Origin of the sequence: Lysobacter hankyongensis (genome assembly GCF_039543145.1) — a bacterium.
GTDB classification, from domain to species: Bacteria; Pseudomonadota; Gammaproteobacteria; order Xanthomonadales; family Xanthomonadaceae; genus Lysobacter_I; species Lysobacter_I hankyongensis.
The window spans coordinates 206,945-228,545 of sequence record NZ_BAABJE010000017.1; the positions used below are offsets into that span (position 1 = coordinate 206,945).

The 21,601-nt window shown below is 68.9% G+C and carries 14 protein-coding genes, 1 pseudogene and 1 riboswitch; of the genes and pseudogenes, 11 read left to right on the forward strand and 4 right to left on the reverse strand.

The genetic code is table 11. The annotated features are described in order from the left end of the window. The first annotated feature begins 148 nt into the window (after positions 1-148). A complete protein-coding gene (locus tag ABD974_RS16135) occupies positions 149-1,642 on the forward strand; it encodes an FAD/NAD(P)-binding protein (protein ID WP_345304359.1) in 1,494 nt (497 codons plus the stop codon). 184 nt (positions 1,643-1,826) lie between these two features. Here the strand turns inward: ABD974_RS16135 and thiC are convergent, their stop codons facing one another. The 4 genes from thiC to ABD974_RS16155 form a co-directional block, all read right to left on the reverse strand. Beyond that, positions 1,827-3,707: a phosphomethylpyrimidine synthase ThiC gene (thiC, locus tag ABD974_RS16140; protein ID WP_345304360.1), complete on the reverse strand. Its 1,881-nt coding sequence runs from the start codon at positions 3,705-3,707 to the stop codon at positions 1,827-1,829. 81 nt (positions 3,708-3,788) lie between these two features. Continuing rightward, a riboswitch (TPP riboswitch) is annotated at positions 3,789-3,889 on the reverse strand. Positions 3,890-3,966: 77 nt separating this feature from the next. Beyond that, a complete protein-coding gene (locus ABD974_RS16145) occupies positions 3,967-5,022 on the reverse strand; it encodes a 2-oxoacid:ferredoxin oxidoreductase subunit beta (RefSeq protein WP_345304361.1) in 1,056 nt (351 codons plus the stop codon). Positions 5,023-5,025: 3 nt separating this feature from the next. Further along, a complete protein-coding gene (locus tag ABD974_RS16150; protein ID WP_345304362.1) occupies positions 5,026-6,909 on the reverse strand; it encodes a 2-oxoacid:acceptor oxidoreductase subunit alpha in 1,884 nt (627 codons plus the stop codon). Next, positions 6,906-8,744 (reverse strand): FAD-dependent oxidoreductase, encoded by a 1,839-nt coding sequence (locus ABD974_RS16155; protein ID WP_345304363.1) that lies wholly within the window; start codon positions 8,742-8,744, stop codon positions 6,906-6,908. The genes ABD974_RS16150 and ABD974_RS16155 overlap by 4 nt, the downstream gene beginning before the upstream one ends. Positions 8,745-9,399: 655 nt before the next feature. On the opposite strand from ABD974_RS16155, the gene ilvD reads away from it, so the two are divergent. The 10 genes and pseudogenes from ilvD to leuB all read left to right on the forward strand — a co-directional run bounded on the left by ilvD (position 9,400) and on the right by leuB (position 21,286). Beyond that, positions 9,400-11,133 (forward strand): dihydroxy-acid dehydratase, encoded by a 1,734-nt coding sequence (gene ilvD, locus ABD974_RS16160; protein WP_345304364.1) that lies wholly within the window; start codon positions 9,400-9,402, stop codon positions 11,131-11,133. Positions 11,134-11,270: 137 nt separating this feature from the next. Then, positions 11,271-12,317 (forward strand): ketol-acid reductoisomerase, encoded by a 1,047-nt coding sequence (gene ilvC / locus ABD974_RS16165; protein ID WP_345304365.1) that lies wholly within the window; start codon positions 11,271-11,273, stop codon positions 12,315-12,317. Then, a pseudogene (ilvG, locus tag ABD974_RS16170) lies at positions 12,317-13,996 on the forward strand (acetolactate synthase 2 catalytic subunit); the annotation flags it as partial. The gene ilvC and the pseudogene ilvG, both read left to right, overlap by 1 nt. A gap of 143 nt (positions 13,997-14,139) precedes the next feature. Continuing rightward, positions 14,140-14,376 carry an ACT domain-containing protein gene (locus tag ABD974_RS16175; RefSeq protein ID WP_345304366.1) on the forward strand — a complete coding sequence of 79 codons (237 nt, stop codon included), beginning with the start codon at positions 14,140-14,142 and terminating at the stop codon, positions 14,374-14,376. Further along, the gene (locus ABD974_RS16180) at positions 14,367-15,317 is read left to right on the forward strand and encodes an aminotransferase class IV (protein WP_345304367.1); all 951 of its coding nucleotides are present in this window, start codon (positions 14,367-14,369) and stop codon (positions 15,315-15,317) included. The genes ABD974_RS16175 and ABD974_RS16180 overlap by 10 nt, the downstream gene beginning before the upstream one ends. Before the next feature lie 2 nt (positions 15,318-15,319). Beyond that, positions 15,320-16,519: a threonine dehydratase gene (locus ABD974_RS16185; RefSeq protein WP_345304368.1), complete on the forward strand. Its 1,200-nt coding sequence runs from the start codon at positions 15,320-15,322 to the stop codon at positions 16,517-16,519. After that, positions 16,519-18,135 carry a 2-isopropylmalate synthase gene (locus tag ABD974_RS16190; RefSeq protein WP_345304369.1) on the forward strand — a complete coding sequence of 539 codons (1,617 nt, stop codon included), beginning with the start codon at positions 16,519-16,521 and terminating at the stop codon, positions 18,133-18,135. The genes ABD974_RS16185 and ABD974_RS16190 overlap by 1 nt, the downstream gene beginning before the upstream one ends. A 34-nt stretch (positions 18,136-18,169) precedes the next feature. Beyond that, positions 18,170-19,618 (forward strand): 3-isopropylmalate dehydratase large subunit, encoded by a 1,449-nt coding sequence (gene leuC / locus ABD974_RS16195; protein ID WP_345304370.1) that lies wholly within the window; start codon positions 18,170-18,172, stop codon positions 19,616-19,618. Continuing rightward, positions 19,615-20,202, forward strand: a complete 588-nt coding sequence (gene leuD / locus ABD974_RS16200) for a 3-isopropylmalate dehydratase small subunit (RefSeq protein WP_345304371.1) — start codon at positions 19,615-19,617, stop codon at positions 20,200-20,202. Before leuC ends, leuD begins: the two co-directional genes overlap by 4 nt. Beyond that, the gene (gene leuB / locus ABD974_RS16205) at positions 20,192-21,286 is read left to right on the forward strand and encodes a 3-isopropylmalate dehydrogenase (protein ID WP_345304372.1); all 1,095 of its coding nucleotides are present in this window, start codon (positions 20,192-20,194) and stop codon (positions 21,284-21,286) included. Before leuD ends, leuB begins: the two co-directional genes overlap by 11 nt. Positions 21,287-21,601 lie beyond the last annotated feature (315 nt).

Sequence of the window (21,601 nt, forward strand, 5' to 3'; positions counted from 1 at the left end):
GTGCGCGGCGCCCCGGAAACCACGCAACCGTGGGGCCCGCATCGAAATAGTCGATTTTCCCGGGCATTTCGACCAAAACCGAATTTTCACACGCGCAGCGGAAGTCGTTCGCATACTCGGCCCACCCCCGGGCATGGAGACACTCCGCATGCGCATCACCATCGTCGGCGCCGGTTACACCGGCAGCACGCTCGCGACCGAACTCGCGACCTCCCACGACACCGATCTCGACGTGTGCCTGGTCGGCACGCCGGGGAATTTCGGCGGCGGCGTCGCCTACGGCGATGCGCGCGGCGAACATCTGCTCAACGCGCGCGCGGGGCACCTCGGCGCGACCGCCGACAAACCCGCCGGCTTCGCGCGATGGCTGAATCTGTCGGAACGGGCGCGCGATGCCTTCCTGCCGCGCGTGGCGTACGGCGAATATCTGCTCGACCGGCTGCACGAGGCCGAAGTCGCCTCGACCAATCTGACCTCGCTGGAAAACGAGGTGATCGAGATCGATCGCGTGCACGGCAAGGGCTATCGCGTGCATCTCGACGACGGCAGCAGTTTCATGAGCGACCGTGTCGTCCTCGCCGTGGGCACGCTGCCGCCGCAACGGCTCCCGGGCGTGGGTCCGCGGCTGGCCCGGCATTCGCGCTACATCGCGTCGCCGTGGCAGGAGGGCGATCTCGATCGCATCGATCGCGATGCCGAACTGCTGATCGTCGGCACCGGGCTGACGATGGTCGACATCGTCGCCACGCTGAACCGGCGCGGGCATCGCGGACGGATCGTCGCGCTGTCGCGGCACGGGCTGCTGCCGCAGCGGCACACGGAAGCGCCCGCAGACCCGGTGGAACTGCCGCCCAACCTGCGCAAGGCGCTGCGCGAAAGCGATCTGCACGCGCTGGTCTCGGCGGTGCGCTCGGTGACCCGCGTGGTCGACGACTGGCGCGTCGTGATCGATGCGATCCGGCCCGAGATCCAGGCCTGCTGGCGCGGGATGTCGCAGACGCAGCGCGGACGGTTCCTGCGCCATGTGCGCGCGTATTGGGAGTCGCACCGCCACCGCATGCCGCCGAAGGCGGCGGCGGAGATCGACGATGCGATCGCCAGCGGACAACTGCGGATCGTCTCCGGACGGCTGCTGCGCGCGGGGATCACCGACACCGGCCTGTCCGCCCTGATCCGACCGCGCGGCAGCGTCGATGCGGAGCGCCACGATTTCGACATGTTGATCCGTGCGACCGGGATGGACACCGACATCACCCGCACCACGCATCCGCTGATCCAGCATCTGGTCGCGGCTGGCACCCTGCAGCCCGACCCGCTGGGCCTGGGCGTGCGGGTGTCGCCGCACTTCGAGGTCCTGGACGCCGACGGTCAACCGGTGTCGGGCCTGTATTGCGTCGGCGCGCTCGCGCGCGGCGACTGCTGGGAGCTGACCGCGATCAACGAGCTGCGCAGCGCGACCTGGGGCTTGAGCCGGCGGCTGCGCGCGGCGGCGGGTCTCGCCGCCCGGGACGACGACGCCGGCAACGACGGGCACGGAACGGGCGATGGGTCCGCGCACGGAGACGACAGCGACCTGCCGACGCCTCGGGGCATGGCGCCCGCCGCACGAACGGGTTCGACCGTATGGCCTTCCGTGCGCTGAGCGTGATGTACCCGTTTGCCGAAATCTCCATGTAGGAGCGCCGGCTTTCAACAGCCGAATGGCTGGTCAAGGCGCGACTGGCAAGGGAAAGATTGTCCGCAGCCCGTCGCGCCTCCCGGCGCTCCTACAGGGGCTTGCGATGTCGCGGATGAGCGGCCTTCAGGCCGCTCATCCGATACGGCCATCACTCCTTGCGATAGACCTGCGCACCCTGCGCGCGGAACTCCGCGGCCTTTTCGGCCATGCCCGCTTCCAGCGCGGCGGCTTCGTCGGCGACGCCCTTCTCGGCGGCATAGTCGCGCACGTCCTGGGTGATCTTCATCGAGCAGAAATGCGGGCCGCACATGCTGCAGAAATGCGCGACCTTGTGCGCGTCCTTCGGCAGGGTCTCGTCGTGGAATTCCTTGGCCTTCTCGGGATCGAGGCCGAGATGGAACTGGTCTTCCCAGCGGAATTCGAAGCGCGCCTTGCTGAGCGCGTTGTCGCGCACCTGCGCGCCGGGATGGCCCTTGGCGAGGTCGGCGGCGTGGGCGGCGATCTTGTAGGCCATGATGCCGTCGCGCACGTCCTGGCGGTTCGGCAAACCCAGATGTTCCTTGGGCGTGACGTAGCAGAGCATCGCGGTGCCGTACCAGCCGATCATCGCAGCGCCGATGGCACTGGTGATGTGGTCGTAGCCCGGCGCGATGTCGGTGGTCAGCGGACCGAGGGTGTAGAACGGCGCTTCGCCGCATTCGCGCAGCTGCTTGTCCATGTTTTCCTTGATCAGGTGCATCGGCACGTGACCGGGACCTTCGATCATGGTCTGCACGTCGTGCTTCCACGCGATCTTCGTCAGTTCGCCCAGCGTTTCCAGTTCGCCGAACTGCGCGGCATCGTTGGCGTCGGCGAGGCAGCCCGGGCGCAGGCCGTCGCCCAGCGAGAAGGCCACGTCGTAGGCCTTCATGATCTCGCAGATGTCCTCGAAGTGCGTGTAGAGGAAGTTTTCCCTGTGATGCGCGAGGCACCACTTGGCGAGGATCGAACCGCCACGGGACACGATGCCGGTGGTGCGCTTCGCGGTCAGCGGCACGTAGCGCAGCAGCACGCCGGCATGGATGGTGAAGTAATCGACGCCCTGCTCCGCCTGTTCGATCAGCGTGTCGCGGAAGATCTCCCAGGTCAGTTCCTCGGCACGACCGTCGACCTTTTCCAGCGCCTGGTAGATCGGCACCGTGCCGATCGGCACCGGCGAATTGCGGATGATCCACTCGCGGGTTTCGTGGATGTGCTTGCCGGTGCTGAGATCCATCACCGTGTCGCCGCCCCAGCGGATCGCCCACACCAGTTTCTCGACTTCCTCGGCGATGCCGGAACTCACCGCGGAATTGCCGATGTTCGCGTTGATCTTGGTGAGGAAGTTGCGACCGATGATCATCGGCTCGCTTTCCGGATGGTTGATGTTGTTCGGCAGGATCGCGCGGCCGCGGGCGATCTCGTCGCGCACGAATTCCGGGGTGATGATCTTCTGGATGTTCGCGCCGAAGCTCTCGCCCGGATGCTGCATCAGCAGGTGCGCTTCGCGCACCGCGTCGAGACGCTGGTTCTCGCGGATCGCGACGTACTCCATTTCCGGCGTCACGATCCCGCGCTTGGCGTAGTGCATCTGAGAGACGTTGAAGCCGGCCTTGGCGCGGCGCGGCAATGCACGGTTCGGGAAGCGCACGCTGTCGAGCTTGGCGTTGCTCTCGCGCGCACGGCCGAACTCCGAACTCAGCGCGGCCAGGCGCTCGGTGTCGCCGCGCTCCTCGATCCAGCCGGCGCGCAGCGGCGCGAGGCCGGCGGCGAGATCGATGGCGACGGCCGGATCGGTATACGGACCGGAGGGGTCATAGATGCTCACCGGCGGATTGGCTTCGCCGCCGAACAGCGTCGGCGTCTGCGACAGCGCGACTTCGCGCATCGCGACCCGGATGTCCGGGCGCGAGCCTTCGACATGGATCTTGCGCGAGCCGGGGATCGGCCGGGTGACGGATTCGGAAAGCTGCTCGGTCTGCTGCAGCAGCGTGGCGGGAATGGCATTCATCGGCGTTCGTCCTGACGTCTCTGGTGACGTGTCTCGTGACAGGGACGAAGCGGCGGCGCGCCACGAACGGCCGGATCGGCCGTCGATGACTGCGAAGCTTCCCTACGCCGGTCTCAACCGGATCAGGTTCGAAGGGTGTGTCTCAATCGCCGGACGGGCCGGCGATACCCCCGCTTCTCGTGGCGTCATTGAACCATTCCGCGGCCCCGGCCGCCAGCCGTGCGGACGACGGCCGGGCCGTTCATGTTGCGCGGCGGGCTCAGCGCAGCCCGGCGTTGATCTTCGCCAGCGCGGCGGCGCCGGGATTCAGCTCCGCGGCGTCCAGCGCATTCAGCGGGCGGGCGACGGTCTTCAGATGCCCGTGGAGGTCGTCGGCGCCCGGATCAACATACAGCAGGCCGGTGACGACCTCGCCGCGCGCATGGCGCTGCTGGATCAGGTTCATCGCGCCGATGCGGTCGCGCGGATCGTAGGCCGCGTCGAGCTTGTGCAGGCGCAACACCGAGCCGTCGTGCTGCTCGACCGCGATGGTGTCGCCGGCCGCGTAGTCGACCGCGATTTCGCTGCGCGGCACCATCACGTCGAGCTGGTTCACCGCGTCGTTGTGCTCGCGCACGTAGTCGTAGCTCTTGGTGCTGCCGGCGTGATTGTTGAAGGCGACGCAGGGGCTGATGACGTCGATGAAGGCGGCGCCGCGGTGCGAAAGCGCGCCCTTGATCAGCGGCACCAGCTGTTTCTTGTCGCCGGAGAAACCGCGCGCGACGTAGCTGGCGCCCAGCTGCAGCGCCATCGTCACCAGATCCAGCGGGCTGTCGGTGTTGGCGACGCCCTTCTTCGACACCGAGCCCTGGTCGGCGGTGGCCGAGAACTGGCCCTTGGTCAGCCCGTACACGCCGTTGTTCTCGACGATGTAGACCATGTTCACGCCGCGGCGGATCGCATGCACGAACTGGCCGATGCCGATCGACGCGGAATCGCCATCGCCGGAAACGCCGAGATAGATCAGCTCGCGGTTGGCGAGATTGGCGCCGGTGAGCACCGACGGCATGCGTCCGTGCACGGTGTTGAAGCCGTGCGACTGGCCGAGGAAATAGTCCGGCGTCTTGCTGCTGCAGCCGATGCCCGACAGTTTGGCGACGCGGTGCGGCTCGATGTCCAGCTCCCAGCAGGCCTGGATGATCGCCGCGGAGATCGAATCGTGGCCGCAGCCCGCGCAGAGCGTGCTGATCTTGCCTTCGTAGTCGCGCCGGGTGAAGCCGATCGCGTTGCAGGCCAGGGTGGGATGGTGCAGCTTGGGTTTGGCGAGATAGGTCATGGGTCAGGCCACCTTGTCCTGTTGGTGCGCGGGCCGGATGCGCGCCGCGATGGCATCGGCGATGAACCGCGCGGTGATCGGCGTGCCGTCGTAGTGCAGCACCGCGATCAGCCGCGCCGGGTCGATCCCGAACTCGTTGATCAGCAGCGTCCGCAGCTGGCCGTCGCGGTTCTGCTCCACCACGAACACCGACTCGTGCGCATCGATGAACGCGCGCACCGAGTCCGGGAACGGGAACGCGCGCAGGCGCATCGTGTCCAGCGCGATGGTCTGCCCGTGCAGGCGCTCGATGGCCTCCTGCATCGCCGGACTGGTGGATCCGTAATGGATCGCGCCGTGACGCGCGGGCACATCGGCACGCGACACGATCGGCTGCGGCACCAGGCCGCGCGCGGTGTCGAACTTCTGCAGCAGCCGCTGCATGTTGTAGACGTAATCCGCGCCGCGCTCGGAATACTGCGCCTGCGGGTTGCGCGAGGTGCCGCGGGTGAAATACGCGCCCTTCTCCGGATGCGTGCCGGGATAGGTGCGATACGGAATGCCGTCGCCGTCGATGTCCTTGTAGCGCGCGAATTCCTTGCCCGCCTCCAGATCCTCGCGGCTCAGCACCTTGCCGCGGTCGTAGGTGCGGCTGTCGTCCCATGCGAACGGCGCGCACAGCCGCTGATTCATGCCGATGTCCAGATCGGTCATCACGAACACCGGCGTCTGCAGGCGGTCGGCGAGATCCAGCGCATCCGCGGAGAACGCGAAGCACTCGTGCGGATCTTCCGGCAGCAGCAGGATGTGCTTGGTGTCGCCGTGCGAGGCGTAGGCGGCGGCGAGGATGTCGGACTGCTGCGTGCGCGTGGGCATACCGGTCGACGGACCGCCGCGCTGCACGTCGATGATGGTGATCGGGATCTCGGCGAAATACGCCAGACCGATGAATTCGTTCATCAGCGACACGCCCGGGCCGGAGGTCGCGGTGAAGGCGCGCGCGCCGTTCCAGCCCGCGCCGACCACCATGCCGATCGAGGCGATCTCGTCCTCGGCCTGGATGATCGCGTAGCGGTTTTCGCCCGTCTCCGGGTCGACGCGGAACTTCTGGCAGTACTTCTGGAAGGCTTCGGCCAGCGACGACGACGGCGTGATCGGATACCAGGCGCAGACCGTGGCCCCGCCGTACACGCAACCCAGCGCGGCCGCGGCGTTGCCTTCGACGAAGATCCGGTCGCCGACCGCATCTGCCTTGCGCACGCGCAGGCCGATCGGGCATGGCAGGTGCCGCAGGACCCAGTCGCGGCCCAGATGCAGGGCTTCGATGTTCGGCTTGAGCAGTTTTTCCTTGCCCTTGTACTGTTCGGCGATCAGCGCTTCGATCGACGGCACGTCGACATCCAGCAGCGCACTGAGCGCGCCGACGTACATGATGTTCTTGAACAGCTGGCGCTGGCGCGGGTCGCTGTAGGTGGCGTTGCAGATCTCGGTCAGCGGCACGCCGAGCACCTGGATGTCGTCGCGGAACTTCGACTTCGGCAGCGGCTTGCTGCTGTCGTAGAACAGATAGCCGCCCGGTTCGATCTCGGCGATGTCCGTGTCCCAGGTCTGCGGATTCATCGCGACCATCATGTCGACGCCGCCGCGGCGCCCCAGCCAGCCGGCTTCGCAGACGCGCACTTCGTACCAGGTCGGCAGCCCCTGGATGTTCGACGGGAAGATGTTGCGCGGGCTGACCGGCACGCCCATGCGCAGGATGGACTTGGCGAAGAGTTCGTTGGCCGAAGCCGAACCGGAGCCGTTGACGTTGGCGAACTTGACCACGAAATCGTTGATCGATTGCAGCGGCGGATGCTGCAGCAGCGCCGGCTGCGACGAACCCGGGGCCGCGGATTGAGCGGGCGTCATGCCGCCTCCTTCTTCTGTGCGCTGCGGCAACGCGGACCGGCCTGCGTCTCCTGCAGCAGGAATTTCTGCATGTCCCAGGCCCCGGTCGGGCAGCGTTCGGCGCAGAGCCCGCAGTGCAGGCACACGTCCTCGTCCTTCACCATCACCCGCAGCGTCTTCAGCGGTTCGGACACGTAGAGGTCCTGGTCGGCGTTGAGCGCGGGCGCGGTCAGGCGCGTGCGCAGATCCGCTTCCTCGCCGTTGACGGTGAAGGTGATGCAGTCGGTGGGACAGATGTCGACGCAGGCGTCGCATTCGATGCATTTGTCCTTCGCGAACACGGTCTGCACGTCGCAGTTGAGGCAGCGCTGGGTTTCCTTCCAGGCGGTGGCGGGGTCGAAGCCCAGCTCGACCTCGACGCTGATGCTGTCCAGCTTCTTCGCCGCTTCCGACCACGGGACCTTGTAGCGTTCGTCGTTCGACACGCCGTTGTCGTAGCTCCACTCGTGGATGCCCATTTTCTGCGAGATCAGCGACACGTCCGGCGCCGGACGTTCGCGGGTGTCCTCGCCGTTGAGCAGCTTGTCGATGCTGACCGCGGCTGCGTGGCCGTGCGCCACCGCCCAGATGATGTTCTTCGGTCCGAACGCGGCGTCGCCGCCGAACAGCACGTGCGGCAGGGTCGACTGGTGCGTGACCTTGTCGACGACCGGCATGCCCCATTCGTCGAAGTCGAGGCCGAGATCGCGCTCGATCCACGGAAACGCGTTCTCCTGGCCGACCGCGATCAGGACTTCGTCGCAGGGGAAGAATTCGTCCGGCTCGCCGGTGGGCACCAGCCTGCGCCGGCCGCGATCGTCGTATTCGGCGCGCACCTTCTCGAAGGTCATGCCGGTCAGGCGGCCGCTGGCGTGGACGAAACTCTTCGGCACCCGGTAATCGAGGATCGGGATGCCTTCGTGCATCGCGTCCTCCTTTTCCCAGGCGCTGGCTTTCATCTCGTCGAAGCCGGAACGCACGATCACCTTCACCTCTTCGCCGCCGAGACGGCGCGCGGAGCGGCAGCAGTCCATCGCGGTGTTGCCGCCGCCGAGGACGAGCACGCGCTTGCCGACCTTCGTCACGTGGCCGAAATAGACGCTGGCCAGCCAGTCCAGGCCGACATGGATCTGCGCCGCAGCCTCCTGACGGCCGGGAATGTCGAGATCGCGGCCGCGCGGCGCGCCGCTGCCGACGAACACGGCGTCGTAGCCCTGCGCCAGCAGCTCGCGCATCGATTCGATGCGGCGGTTGCCGACGAACTCGACCCCGAGCGACAGGATGTAGCCGGTCTCTTCGTCGATGACTTCTTCCGGCAGGCGGAAGCGCGGCACCTGGGTGCGCATGAAGCCGCCCGGCTTGGGGTCGGCTTCGAACACGGTCACGTGATAGCCCAGCGGCGCCAGATCGCGGGCCACGGTCATCGACGACGGGCCGGCGCCGACGCAGGCGATGCGGCGACCGTTGCGCTGCGCGGCCGGGGCCGGCATCAGCGCAGACACATCGCCCTTGAAGTCGGCGGCGACGCGCTTGAGGCGGCAGATCGCGACGGGCTCGGGCCCGCCCTCGTCGAGCGCACCGCCGTTGTTTTCCTCCACCCGCCCGCGCCGGCAGGCCGGTTCGCAGGGGCGATCGCAGGTGCGTCCAAGAATTCCGGGAAAGACGTTGCTGCGCCAGTTCACCATGTAGGCGTCGGCGTAGCGGCCGGAGGCGATCAGGCGGATGTATTCGGGAACCGGGGTGTGCGCGGGACAGGCCCATTGACAGTCGACGACCTTGTGGAAGGTGTCGGGATTGCGGATATCGGTCGGCTTCACTGCGACCTCGCGGCTGGCATCCGACCGAGAGCGTCGGTCAACGCGTTGCAGCCCGAGTCTAGCCCCGCGCTCGCCCCGCCGTCACGCGGCGGAGCGGGCGATATCGGAGCCCCGTCCGCGACGCTTCCGGAGGGCCACATTTTGCGCACTCACTCGGTTGCATACGCTTTCAACTCGCCCCACTGCGGTCGCTCGCGGGTGCGTTTCGACCAAAGTCGAAGCCGGGCGGCACACGGCTATCGCATTGATCGGACAGGATTTCGCACCCGGCGCAGAGGCGATGGCGGCGCTTATTCCGATTCGTCAGCAGCCGGAGACTTGACACCGCGCGAAAAGGCATGTTTCCCTGCAGCCATGACGCAGCGCAACATCCATCGACCGCTCCACGACCACGCCCGCACCGCGGCGCGTGCGTCGGTTGCAGCGCGCAACGAGGGTCTTGCCGTCAGCGTCATGCACGCCGCGATCGCGGCGCTCGTTCTTGTCGTCGTCGTCCTTATTACCACGCCCACAGGTGCGGGATAGGGTTGCGCGACACACGACCCGGGTTTCTAGAAACCCCCGCCCCTGAAGAAGGTGCGGGGGTTTTCGCTTTCTGGGGTTCCGCTTTTTCCACGACCGCTTCACCGACCACGATCCGAGAGACCACAGACCGATGCACAGCGACGCGATCAAATCCGGCCCCGCCCGCGCCCCCGCCCGCGCCATGCTCCGCGCGACCGGGCTCGACGACGCCGCCATCGCCAAACCGCTGGTGGCGGTGGTGTCGACCTGGTCCGACGTTTCGCCCTGCAACATCACCCTGCGCGATCTGGCCCAGGACGTGCGCCGCGGCGTGATGGCGGCGGGCGGCACGCCGATCGAGTTCAACACGATCGCGGTGACCGACGGCATCGCGATGGGCAGCGACGGCATGCGCGCGTCGCTGGCGTCGCGCGAGACCATCGCCGATTCGATCGAACTGGCGGTGACCGGCCACTGCCTCGACGCGATGGTGCTGCTGGTCGGCTGCGACAAGACCATTCCGGCCGCGGCGATGGCCGCCGCGCGCCTCGACATCCCGACCGTGATCCTCTACGGCGGCACGATCATGCCCGGGCGCTGCAAGTCGAAGGACGGCGGCGAAAAGGCGCTGACCGTGCAGGACGTGTTCGAAGCGGTGGGCGCGCATTCGGCCGGGCGCATCGACGATGCCGAACTGGGCGAGATCGAACGCAAGGCCTGTCCGGGCGCCGGCGCCTGCGGCGGCCAGTTCACCGCGAACACGATGGCGATGGTGCTGACCTTCCTCGGTCTGTCGCCGCTGGGCGAGAACGACATTCCGGCGACGCATCCGGACAAGCCGAAGGCGGCCGAGCGCTGCGGCGCGCTGGTGATGAAGCTGTTGAACGAAGGTGGCCCGACGCCGCGCCAGTTGCTAAGCCTCGATGCGCTGCGCAATGCCGCGCGCGCGGTGTCGGCGACCGCCGGCTCCACCAACGCCGCGCTGCATCTGCTGGCGATCGCGCACGAAGCCGGCGTGCGCTTCGACCTGGAAGAATTCGAGGCCGCGAGCGCCAACACCCCGGTGATCGCCGACCTGAAACCGGGCGGCCGCTACACCGCGGCGGAAATGTTCCAACAAGGCGGCACCGCACTGGTGGCGCAGGCACTGCAACTGGCCGGTCTGATCGTGGATGTCCCAACGGTCGCCGGCCAAAGTTTTTTTGCGGACGCGAACGCGGCGACCACCTCCCCCACGCAGGATGTCGTGCGTCCGGTCGACGATCCGATCAAGCCGCGCGGCGGCTATTCGATCCTCTACGGCGATCTGGCGCCGGAAGGCTGCATCGTGAAGCTCGCCGGCCACGGCCGCGAGAAGCACACCGGCCCGGCGCGCGTGTTCGACAGCGAGGAAGCCGCGTTCGCCGCGGTGCAGGCGCGGCAGATCCGGGCCGGCGACGTGGTGGTGATCCGCTTCGAAGGTCCTGCCGGCGGCCCGGGCATGCGCGAGATGCTGGCGGTCACCGCCGCGCTGGTCGGCCAGGGCCTGAGCAACGACGTCGCCCTGCTCACCGACGGCCGTTTCAGCGGCGCCACCCACGGCTTCATGGTCGGCCACGTGTCGCCGGAAGCCGCGCACGGCGGCCCGATCGCGAAGCTGCGCGACGGCGACGCGGTGACCATCGACGCGACCACGCGCCGGCTCGATGTCGCCGCCGATCTGTCGACCCGCAGCGCTGCGCGCATCGCGCCGCGCGTGCGCCACGGCGTGCTCGCGAAGTACGCGCGCGACGTGCGTTCGGCGTCGCAGGGCGCGGTGACGTCGCCCGGGCTGCTGGACGACACGCGACGGATCGATGTCGCGTTGACGGCCGCTGCGGACAGCGAAAAAGCGGTGCCCGCCTGACGAAACAGAAATGGCCGTCATCCCGAGCGAAGCGAGGGACCTGATTTTCCGAAGTGCAAAAACAATCAACAACAGGTCCCTCGCTCCGCTCGGGATGACAGAAAGAAACCTCCTCTCCAACACCACGGAATCCGATCATGAACACCTCCTCCAAGCCCCAGATCGCAGTCATCGGTTACGGCAGCCAGGGCCGCGCCCACGCGCTGAACCTCCGCGACTCCGGTTTCGATGTCGTCGTCGGCCTGCGTTCGGGCGGCCCGACCGAAGTGAAGGCGCTCGCCGACGGCTTCACCGTGAAATCGCCGGCCGAAGCGGCCGCGCAGGCCGATCTGGTCGCCGTACTCACCCCGGACATGGTGCAGAAGAAGCTCTACGCCGACGTGCTCGCGCCGAGCATGAAACAGGGCGCCTGCCTGCTGTTCGCGCACGGCCTGAACGTGCACTTCGGCATGATCTCGCCGCGCGCCGACCTCGACGTGGTGCTGGTCGCGCCGAAGGGCCCGGGTGCGCTGGTGCGTCGCGAATACGAGATCGGCCGCGGCGTGCCCTGCATCTACGCGATCCACCAGGACCGCAGCGGCCGCGCCGAGGAACTCGCCAAGCTCTATGCCGCCGGCCTCGGCGGCGCCCGCGCCAACCTGATCAGGACCACCTTCAAGGAAGAGACCGAGACCGATCTCTTCGGCGAACAGGCGGTGCTCTGCGGCGGCGCCAGTGCGCTGGTGCAGGCCGGTTTCGAAACGCTGGTGGAAGCCGGCTACCAGCCGGAGATCGCCTACTACGAAGTGCTGCACGAGCTGAAGCTCATCGTCGACCTGTTCTACGAAGGCGGCATCACCCGCATGCTGGAATTCGTGTCCGAGACCGCGCAGTACGGCGATTTCGTCAGCGGCCCGCGAGTGATCAACGCCGAGACCAAGGCGCGGATGAAGGACATCCTGAGCGAGATCCAGGACGGCACCTTCATCCAGCGCTGGGTGGCCGAGTACGACGCCGGCCTGCCGAACTACAAAAAGTTCCAGCAGGCCGATCTCGACCATCCGATCGAGAAGGTCGGCAAGGAACTGCGCGCCAAGATGCAGTGGCTGCAGCAGAACGGTGCGCCGCAGGCCGCCGCGCCGGCGGCGGAGAAGCCGGCCGCCACCCCGTCGCAATCCACTCATCCCATTGCCGAGACCGCCTGATGAACGGTGCCCGCTGGCTGGTGCAGGCGTTGCTCGCGGAAGGCGTGGACACGCTGTTCGGGTATCCCGGCGGCGCGATCATGCCCTTCTACGACGCGCTGCACGGATCGTCCCTCAAACACGTGCTGGTGCGGCACGAACAGGGCGCCGCGTTCGCGGCGAACGGTTATGCGCGCGCCGGCGGGCGCGTCGGCGTCTGCGTCGCGACCTCCGGTCCGGGCGCGTCGAATCTGGTCACCGGCATCGCCGATGCGATGCTGGATTCGGTGCCGATGGTCTGCATCACCGGTCAGGTGGGCACGCCGCTGATGGGCACCGACGCGTTCCAGGAACTGGACGTGTTCGGCATGACCATGCCGATCGTGAAGCACAACTTCCTGCCGCGCAGCGTCGACGATCTGCCGAACGTCGTGCGCGAAGCCTTCCGCCTCGCGCGCGAAGGCCGGCCCGGCCCGGTGCTGATCGATCTGCCGAAGGACGTGCAGAACGCCGACGCTTCGCATCTGCTGGCGCACGTGCCGGCCGCGGTGGCGCCGCCGGCCGGCGCGAGCGACGCCGCGCTGCACGCGGCGCTGGCGCAGCTGGCGCTGGCGCAGAAACCGGTGATCTACGGCGGCGGCGGCATCGCGCTGGGCGATGCGGTGCAGGCGTTCCGCGACTTCGTCGACGCCACCCAGATCCCGACCGTGCTCACGCTCAAGGGCCTCGGCGCGCTGCCGGCGGCGCATCCGCTGAATCTGGGCATGCTCGGCATGCACGGCAACCGCGCCGCGAATCTCGCGGTGCACGAATGCGATCTGCTGTTCGTGGTCGGCGCCCGCTTCGACGACCGCGCCACCGGCAAGCTGGCCGAGTTCGCACCGAACGCGCGCGTGGTGCATCTGGACATCGACGCCTGCGAGATCGGCAAGCTGCGCGCCGCCGATGCGCCGGTGCAGGGCGACATCGCGACCAGCCTGCAGCGGATGATGGCGGCGTCGGCCGCGCATCTGCGCGGTCGCCACGGCGTCGCCCGCCACGCGTGGCGCGACGCCTGCCTGCACGCGAAGACCCTGGCCGCGCCGCGCTACGACGCGCCCGGCGACACCGTGTACGCGCCGGCGCTGCTGAAGCGGCTGTCGACCCTGGCGCCGGAAGCGGTGGTCTGCTGCGACGTGGGCCAGCACCAGATGTGGGTGGCGCAGCACTGGGCCTTCGATCATCCGCGCGATCACCTCACCAGCGGCGCGCTCGGCGCGATGGGCTTCGGCCTGCCGGCGGCGATCGGCGCGCAGTTGCAGGACCCGGCGGCGCAGGTGATCTGCGTCAGCGGCGACGGTTCGTTCCTGATGAACGTGCAGGAGCTGGCCACGGTCGCGCGCTACCGGCTGCCGGTGAAGATCGTGCTGCTCGACAACCAGGCGCTGGGCATGGTGCGGCAGTGGCAGGAACTGTTCTTCGAGCGCCGCTATTCCGAGATCGACCTCAGCGACAACCCGGATTTCTGCGCGCTGGCGCAGGCCTTCGGGGTGAAGACGCTGAAGCTCGACAGCGCCGCCAGGGTCGAGGACGCGCTGCAGGCGCTGCTCGCCACCGAAGGTCCGGCGCTGCTGCATGTCGCGATCGATCAGGCCGCGAACGTGTGGCCGCTGGTGCCGCCGAACCGCAACAACACCGAAATGATGGACGCCGACGAAGCGACCACGCTGGACCGCATCGTCATGCCGGCGTCGCCGGCCAGCGCCCCGGCCGCGTCCGCGCCCGCGGCGCCCGCCGCGGTCGCAGCGACGGTCGCCGCTGCCGCCACCGCTTCCCTCCCCTCCTCCTCCCAGGAATCTCCCTCATGCGCTACCGACTCGATCTGACCCTGCGCCAGTCCGAAGGCGCGCTCACCCGCGTGCTGGGCACCGCCGAACGCCGCGGCTTCCGTCCGGTCACGGTCGAAGGCGAAACCCATTCCGACGGCGACCGCTGGCATCTGCAGATGACGGTGGAAGGCGAACGCCCCGCCGAAGGCCTGCATCAGCAGCTCGCCAAGCTCTACGACTGCCTCGACGTGCAGGTGCAGCCATGTCTCTGAACCACGCCGCCACGCTGGAACGCCCGGCTGCCGCCGCACCGACGCAGGCCGAACCCGCGACCGCGCCGCAGAAGCTGTGGTACGACGGCGAACTGGTCGACACCGGACGCCTGCAGGCCACCGTGCACACGCATGCGCTGCATTACGGCAGCGGCGTGTTCGAGGGCATCCGCGCATATGCGACGAAGCGCGGCGCTGCGGTGTTCCGTCTGCCCGAGCATCTGGAACGCATGCGCAAGGGCGCCGAACTGCTGGGCATGACCTTCGATGTCGCCGAAGCCACCGAAGCGGTGCTGGCGACGCTGCGCGCCAACCGCCAGGGCGACGCCTACATCCGCCCGCTCGCGTGGTACGGCGACGGCAGCTTCGGCCTGGACGTGGCCGGCCATCCGCAGCATCTGATGGTCGCCACCTCGTCCACCAACGTGCATCTCAACGGCAACCGCACCCGCGTCTCGGTGTCCAGCTGGCGCCGCAATCCGGCCAGCGCGTTGCCGCCGCTGAAACTCTGCGGCGCCTACGTCAACTCGATCCTCGCCAAGCGCGAAGTGAAGGCGCGCGGCTTCGACGAAGCGATGTTCGTCGACGACGACGATTTCGCGGTCGAGTGCACCGGCGCGAACCTGTTCGTGGTGCGCGACGGGCGCGTGACCGCGGTAGAACATCGCGACGCCCTGCCCGGCATCACCCGCGACACCCTGATCCGGCTGATCGGCGCCGAATCGCGTCCGGTCAGCATGGAGGAACTGCTGGACGCCGACGAAGTCTTCGCCTGCGGCACCGCGGCGGAAGTCACCCCGATCGCCGAGATCCACGCTGGCGAGAACGCGGGTCGCGCGTACGCCGCGCAGAGCCCGGTGGGCCGCGAGATCGCCGATGTCTATGCGCGCACCGTCCGCGGCGACAGCGCGTGGTCGGCCAGCTGGCTGACCGAGGTCTGAGCATGGACGGCAGCGACGTCGGCGATGTCATGCAACGGGCCGGCTCCGTACACGTCGGGGCCAGCGATGTTCTCGCTGCGCAGGCCCGCCTGCGCCGCTACCTGCCGCCGACGCCGCTGCATCACGCCGAACGTTTCGGCTGCTGGCTCAAGCTCGAAAACCTGCAGCGCACCGGTTCGTACAAGGTGCGCGGCGCGCTGAACGCCCTGCTCGCCGCGCGCGAACGCGGCGACGACCGCCCGGTGATCGCCGCATCCGCCGGCAATCACGCGCAGGGCCTGGCCTGGGCCGCGTACCGGCTCAACGTGCCCGCGATCGCGGTGATGCCGCACGGCGCGCCGCAGACCAAGATCGCGGGCGTCGCCCACTGGGGCGCCACCGTGCGCCTGCACGGCGACACCTTCGACGAAGCGCGCCTGTTCGCCATGCAACTGGCCGAGAAGAACGGCTACCGCTTCCTCTCCGCGTTCGACGACCCCGACGTGATCGCCGGCCAGGGCACGGTCGGCATGGAGATCGCATCGCTGGCGCCGGACGTGGTGCTGGTACCGATCGGCGGCGGCGGCCTCGCCGCGGGCGTGGCGCTGGCGCTGAAAACGCAGGGCGTGCGCATCGTCGGCGCGCAGGTGGAGCACGTCGACGCCATGCATCGCGCGCTCAGGGGCGAACCCGAGGGCGCACCACCGGTCGCCACCCTCGCCGACGGCGTGCGCGTCAAACAGCCCGGCCTGCTGACCCGCCGCATCCTCGCCGAGCTGCTCGACGATCTGGTGATCGTGCGCGAGGCCGAACTGCGCGAAACCCTGGTGCGCCTGGCGCTGGAAGAACACGTCATCGCCGAAGGCGCCGGCGCGCTGGCGCTGGCCGCCGGCCGCCGCGTCGCCGGCAAACGCAAATGCGCCGTCGTCTCCGGCGGCAACATCGATGCCGCGGTGCTCGCCGGCCTGCTCGCCGACGTGCGCCCGCGCGCGCCGCGCAAGCCGCGCCGCCGCGCCCACGACGACGCCGCGCCGTCCACGGCGAAACCCGCCGCGCGTCGCGCCGACACCCGTCTTCCCGCCCCCGGCGCCGGCCGGACGACAGCGCTCTCTCCCGCTGTCGTCCGGCTGGCGCAACCCACCGCCCTCGAACGCACATCCCCCGAACCGCCCGCCCAAGAGTGGTCATCCCCCGAATTTCCCGCACTGGAGGCCATCGCCTGATGGACACCGACGTTCGTCCGGAGGCGCCCGCACGGGTCGCCATCTTCGACACCAGCCTGCGCGACGGCGAGCAATCGCCGGGCTGCAGCATGACCGCCGCACAGAAACTCCGCTTCGCGCACGCGCTCGCCGAACTCGGCGTGGACACGATCGAGGCCGGCTTCCCGGCGAGTTCGGACAGCGACCTCAACGGCTGCGCTGCCATCGCCCGCGACGTGCGCGGCGCCGGCGTCGCCACGCTCGCGCGCTGCAACAGCGGCGACATCGAAGCCTGCGCGCGTGCGCTGGAACATGCCGAGCGCCCGCGCATCCACGTCTTCATCTCCACCAGTCCGCTGCATCGCGAGCACAAGCTCGGCATGAGCCGCGACGACGTGCTCGCGCGCGCGGTCGCCGGCGTCGAGCAGGCGCGACGCTATGTCGACGACGTGGAATTCTCGGCCGAGGACGCGCTGCGCACCGAGCCGGAGTTCCTCGCCGAGATCTGCGGCGCGGCGCTGGCGGCCGGCGCGCGCACGCTGAACATTCCCGACACCGTCGGCTACACCACGCCTGCGGAGATCCGCGCGCTGTTCGAATACCTGCGCGCGCACGTGAAGGACGCGCACAAGGCGATCTTCAGCGCGCACTGCCACGACGACCTCGGCCTGGCGGTGGCGAACAGTCTCGCCGCGATCGAAGGCGGCGCGCGCCAGGTCGAGTGCACCGTCAACGGCATCGGCGAGCGCGCCGGCAACTGCGCGATGGAAGAACTGGTGATGGCGCTGGAAACGCGCCGCGCCTATTTCGGCGCGACCACCGGCATCCACACCGAACGCCTGGTTCCGACCTCGCGCCTGCTCACCCGCATCACCGGCATGGGCGTACAGCGCAACAAGGCCATCGTCGGCGCCAATGCGTTCGCCCACGAATCCGGCATCCACCAGCACGGCATGCTCAAGCATCGCGGCACCTACGAAATCCTGCGGCCCGAGGCCGTGGGCTGGGCGAAGTCGCAGATGATCATGGGCCGCCACAGCGGTCGCGCCGCGCTGGCGGACCGGCTGAAGGAACTGGGTTTCGCGCTGGACGAGGCGCAACTGAACCAGGTCTTCGGTCGCTTCAAGGCGCTGACCGAAAAGAAGCGCGAAGTCTTCGACGCCGACCTCGAAGCATTGGCGCTGGGCATCGACGGCCGCACGCTCGGCGGTTGGCGCCTGAACCGGCTGCACGTCAGCACCGGCGTCGGCGACGGCATCCTGCCCACGGCGAGCGTCGAACTGTGTTCGCCCGACGGCGAACGCATCACCGAAGCCGCGACCGGCGACGGTCCGGTGCACGCGCTGTTCGCGGCGTTGGCGCGCGGCACCGGCACGCATCTGGACATCGAGAGCTATCAGGTCTCCAGCGTCACCACCGGCGAGGACGCGCAGGGCCAGGCCAGCCTCACCGCGCGCATGCATGGCGACGAAGTCACCGGCAGCGGCACCAGCACCGACATCCTCGAAGCCAGCGCGCTGGCGTGGCTCGACATCGTCAACCGCCTGCTGCGCCGCCGCGCGCCCGACGCGACCGCCGCCGGCTCCGATGCCGATGCCGCGCCGCAACCCGTCGCGGCGCGCGTCGCGACCGCCTGATCCTTTCCCGCATGCCATCGACCCGCCACCACCCATGACCTCCGATCCGACGCCCGACATCGCGACGCCCGACGCGCCGCGCACCCTGTTCGAAAAACTCTGGGATGCGCACGTCGTCGTCCCCGAAACCGCCGACGCACCCGCCGTGCTCTACATCGACCTGCATCTGATCCACGAAGTGACGACGCCGCAGGCCTTCGCCGAACTCGAAGCGCGCGGGCTGCCCGTGCGCCGCCCGGACCGCACCAAGGGCACCCTCGACCACAGCACGCCGACCTCGCCGCCGGATGCCGACGGCGCGCTGTCGTATTACACCGCCGACGCCGAACACCAGGTGCGCACGCTGCGCGCGAACTGCGCGCGCCACGGCGTCGAACTGTTCGATTTCGGCAGCGACCACCGCGGCATCGTCCACGTCATCGGCCCCGAACTCGGCCTGACCCTGCCCGGCTCGACCATCGTCTGCGGCGACAGCCACACCGCCACGCACGGCGCGTTCGGCGCGCTGGCCTTCGGCATCGGCACCAGCGAGGTCGGCCACGTGCTCGCCACCCAGTGCCTGTTGCAGCGCAAGGCGAAGACGCTCGCGATCGAGGTCGACGGCGCGCTCGGCCCCGGCGTCACCGCGAAGGATCTGATCCTGCACGTGATCGGCGCGATCGGCGTCGACGGCGGCACCGGACACGTCATCGAATACCGCGGCAGCGCGATCCGCGCGCTGTCGATGGAAGAACGGATGACGGTCTGCAACATGTCGATCGAGGCCGGCGCGCGCGCCGGACTGATCGCACCGGACGACGTCACCTTCGCATGGCTCGCGAACACGCCGCGCGCGCCGAAGGGCGACGCGTGGGACGCGGCGCTGGCGCAGTGGCGTACGCTGCGCAGCGACGACGGCGCCCGCTTCGACCGCGTCGTGCGGATCGATGCGCGCGAGATCCGGCCGACCGTCACCTGGGGCACGCATCCGGGCCAGGTCGCGGCCATCGACGCCCGGATTCCGGTCGCGGACGGCGCCGACGCGCAGCGCGCGCTCGACTACATGCGTTTCGACGGCGGCCAATCGCTGCTGGGCCAGCCGGTGGACGTGGTGTTCGTCGGCAGTTGCACCAACGGCCGCCTGAGCGACATGCGCCAGGTCGCGGAAGTGCTGCTCGACCAGACCGTGCACCCGCGGGTGCGGATGCTGGTGGTGCCCGGCTCGGTGCAGGTCAAACGCGATGCCGAAGCCGAAGGCATCGACCGCATCGTCCGCGCCGCGGGCGCCGAATGGCGCGAGCCCGGCTGCTCGATGTGCATCGCGATGAACGGCGATCTGGTCGGATCGGGACAGCTCGCGGTGTCCACCAGCAACCGCAATTTCGAAGGCCGCCAGGGCCGCGAGGCGCGCACCGTGCTGGCCTCGCCGTACACCGCGGCGGCCTGCGCGATCGCCGGCCATCTGGTCGATCCGCGCGATTTCCTGCAGGAGCACGCGGCATGAGCGCCGAACCCCTGACCCACGTCCGCTCGCGCACCGTCTGCCTGCCGGAGCGCAACATCGACACCGACCGCATCATTCCGGCGCGGTTCCTCACCACCACCTCGCGCGAAGGTCTCGGCAAGCACGCCTTCAACGATTGGCGCTGGCGCGACGACGGCACGCCCGATCCCGACTTCCCGCTCAACCGCCCCGAGGCGCAGGGCGCGCGGATCCTGGTGGCCGGACGCAATTTCGGCTGCGGTTCCTCGCGCGAGCACGCACCGTGGGCGCTGCGCGACTTCGGCCTGCGCGCGGTGATCAGCGCCGAGATCGCCGACATCTTCCGCAGCAACGCGCTGAAGAACGGCCTGCTGCCGGTGGTGCTGGATGCGGCCGTGGTCGACGAACTGCTCGCGACGCCGGGCATCGAACTCGAGATCGATGTCGCCGCCGCCACCGTCGCACTGCCCGACGGCCGCCGCTACGCCTTCCCGATCGACGGCTTCGCCCGCACCTGCCTGCTCGAAGGCGTCGACCAGCTCGGCTATCTGCTGAAACAGACACCCCACATCCAACGTTACGAGGACGCTTTCCATGCACGCTGACATCGTCGTATTGCCGGGCGACGGCATCGGCCCGGAAGTGACGGCCGCCGCGGTCGCGGTGCTGCAGGCCGCGGGCCGCCGCTATGGCCACACCTTCCGTTTCGAGACCCGGTTGATCGGCGGCGCCGCCATCGACGCCGAAGGCGCACCGCTGTCCGACGCCACCCTCGACGCCTGCCGCAAGGCCGACGCGATCCTGCTCGGCGCGGTCGGCGGGCCGAAGTGGAGCGACGGCGAGATCCGTCCGGAACAGGGTCTGCTCAAACTGCGCAAGGCGCTGGGCCTGTACGCGAACCTGCGCCCGGTGCGCACCCATCCGGTGGCGCTGACCGCGTCGCCGATCAAGTCGCACCTGCTGACCGGCGTCGACATGATCGTGGTGCGCGAACTCACCGGCGGCGTCTACTTCGGCCGGCGCACGCGCACCGATATCGCCGCCTCCGATCTGTGCGAATACACGGTCGCCGAGATCGAGCGCGTCGTCCGCCGCGCCTGCACGCTGGCGCGCGGCCGGCGCAAGTTCGTGGTCTCGGTGGACAAGGCCAACGTGCTGGAAACCTCGCGCCTGTGGCGTCAGGTCGCCACCCGCGTGGCGCGCGACGAATTCCCCGACGTGCGTCTGGAGCATCAGCTGGTCGACAGCATGGCGATGCACCTGATCGCCAAGCCGCGCGAGTACGACGTGATCGTCACCGAGAACATGTTCGGGGACATCCTCACCGACGAGGCGTCGATGCTCGCCGGCTCGATGGGCCTGCTGCCGTCGGCCTCGCTCGGCGAAGGCCGCGGCGGTGTGTACGAGCCGATCCACGGCTCGGCCCCCGACATCGCCGGTCGTGGCATCGCCAACCCGTGCGGCGCGATCCTCAGCGCGGCGATGCTGCTGCGGCATTCGCTGGGCCTGGACGCCGAAGCGCGCTGCATCGAAAAGGCGGTGGCCGATGCGATCGACGGCGGCGCGCTGACCGCGGATCTCGCGCTAACGGGTATCGCAGCGCGCCCACCACTCGGCACCGACGCCATGGCCGCCGCGGTGATCGCACGGCTCGAAGTCGAATGCGAGGCGGTGGTGCTGCGCGATTGAGTACATGCCGATGACGCACGGTAGAGCGGGCTTCAGCCCGCTGCCTTTTCTGTCATGAGGCGCAGCGGGCTGAAGCCCGCTCTACCACAGCGCTACAGACATACGACGTGGTCATCGCTGTTGACCGAAAAACCATTTGACGCCCCGCCCCCGCATCGTTTACACCTGTTCCATGCACAGCCCGTTCGCCATCGACACCGCCGCCACCCGCGCTCCGCGCGGGATCTGCGCCGCGTCGATCGCGACCACGACCACCTCCACCGGGACGGGTACCACCGGCGGTGCGGGCTGCGGCAGCGAAACGGATTGACCCCT

What these genes read in the sequence shown, in the direction of transcription:
- ABD974_RS16150 (WP_345304362.1), bottom strand. Translation starts at nt 6,909, where the DNA reads ATGACGCCCGCTCAATCCGCGGCCCCGGGTTCGTCGCAGCCGGCGCTG.
- thiC (WP_345304360.1), bottom strand. Translation starts at nt 3,707, where the DNA reads ATGAATGCCATTCCCGCCACGCTGCTGCAGCAGACCGAGCAGCTTTCC.
- leuB (WP_345304372.1), top strand. Translation starts at nt 20,192, where the DNA reads ATGCACGCTGACATCGTCGTATTGCCGGGCGACGGCATCGGCCCGGAA.
- ilvD (WP_345304364.1), top strand. Translation starts at nt 9,400, where the DNA reads ATGCACAGCGACGCGATCAAATCCGGCCCCGCCCGCGCCCCCGCCCGC.
- ABD974_RS16190 (WP_345304369.1), top strand. Translation starts at nt 16,519, where the DNA reads ATGGACACCGACGTTCGTCCGGAGGCGCCCGCACGGGTCGCCATCTTC.
- ABD974_RS16135 (WP_345304359.1), top strand. Translation starts at nt 149, where the DNA reads ATGCGCATCACCATCGTCGGCGCCGGTTACACCGGCAGCACGCTCGCG.
- ABD974_RS16145 (WP_345304361.1), bottom strand. Translation starts at nt 5,022, where the DNA reads ATGACCTATCTCGCCAAACCCAAGCTGCACCATCCCACCCTGGCCTGC.
- leuC (WP_345304370.1), top strand. Translation starts at nt 18,170, where the DNA reads ATGACCTCCGATCCGACGCCCGACATCGCGACGCCCGACGCGCCGCGC.
- leuD (WP_345304371.1), top strand. Translation starts at nt 19,615, where the DNA reads ATGAGCGCCGAACCCCTGACCCACGTCCGCTCGCGCACCGTCTGCCTG.
- ilvC (WP_345304365.1), top strand. Translation starts at nt 11,271, where the DNA reads ATGAACACCTCCTCCAAGCCCCAGATCGCAGTCATCGGTTACGGCAGC.
- ABD974_RS16180 (WP_345304367.1), top strand. Translation starts at nt 14,367, where the DNA reads ATGTCTCTGAACCACGCCGCCACGCTGGAACGCCCGGCTGCCGCCGCA.
- ABD974_RS16185 (WP_345304368.1), top strand. Translation starts at nt 15,320, where the DNA reads ATGGACGGCAGCGACGTCGGCGATGTCATGCAACGGGCCGGCTCCGTA.
- ABD974_RS16175 (WP_345304366.1), top strand. Translation starts at nt 14,140, where the DNA reads ATGCGCTACCGACTCGATCTGACCCTGCGCCAGTCCGAAGGCGCGCTC.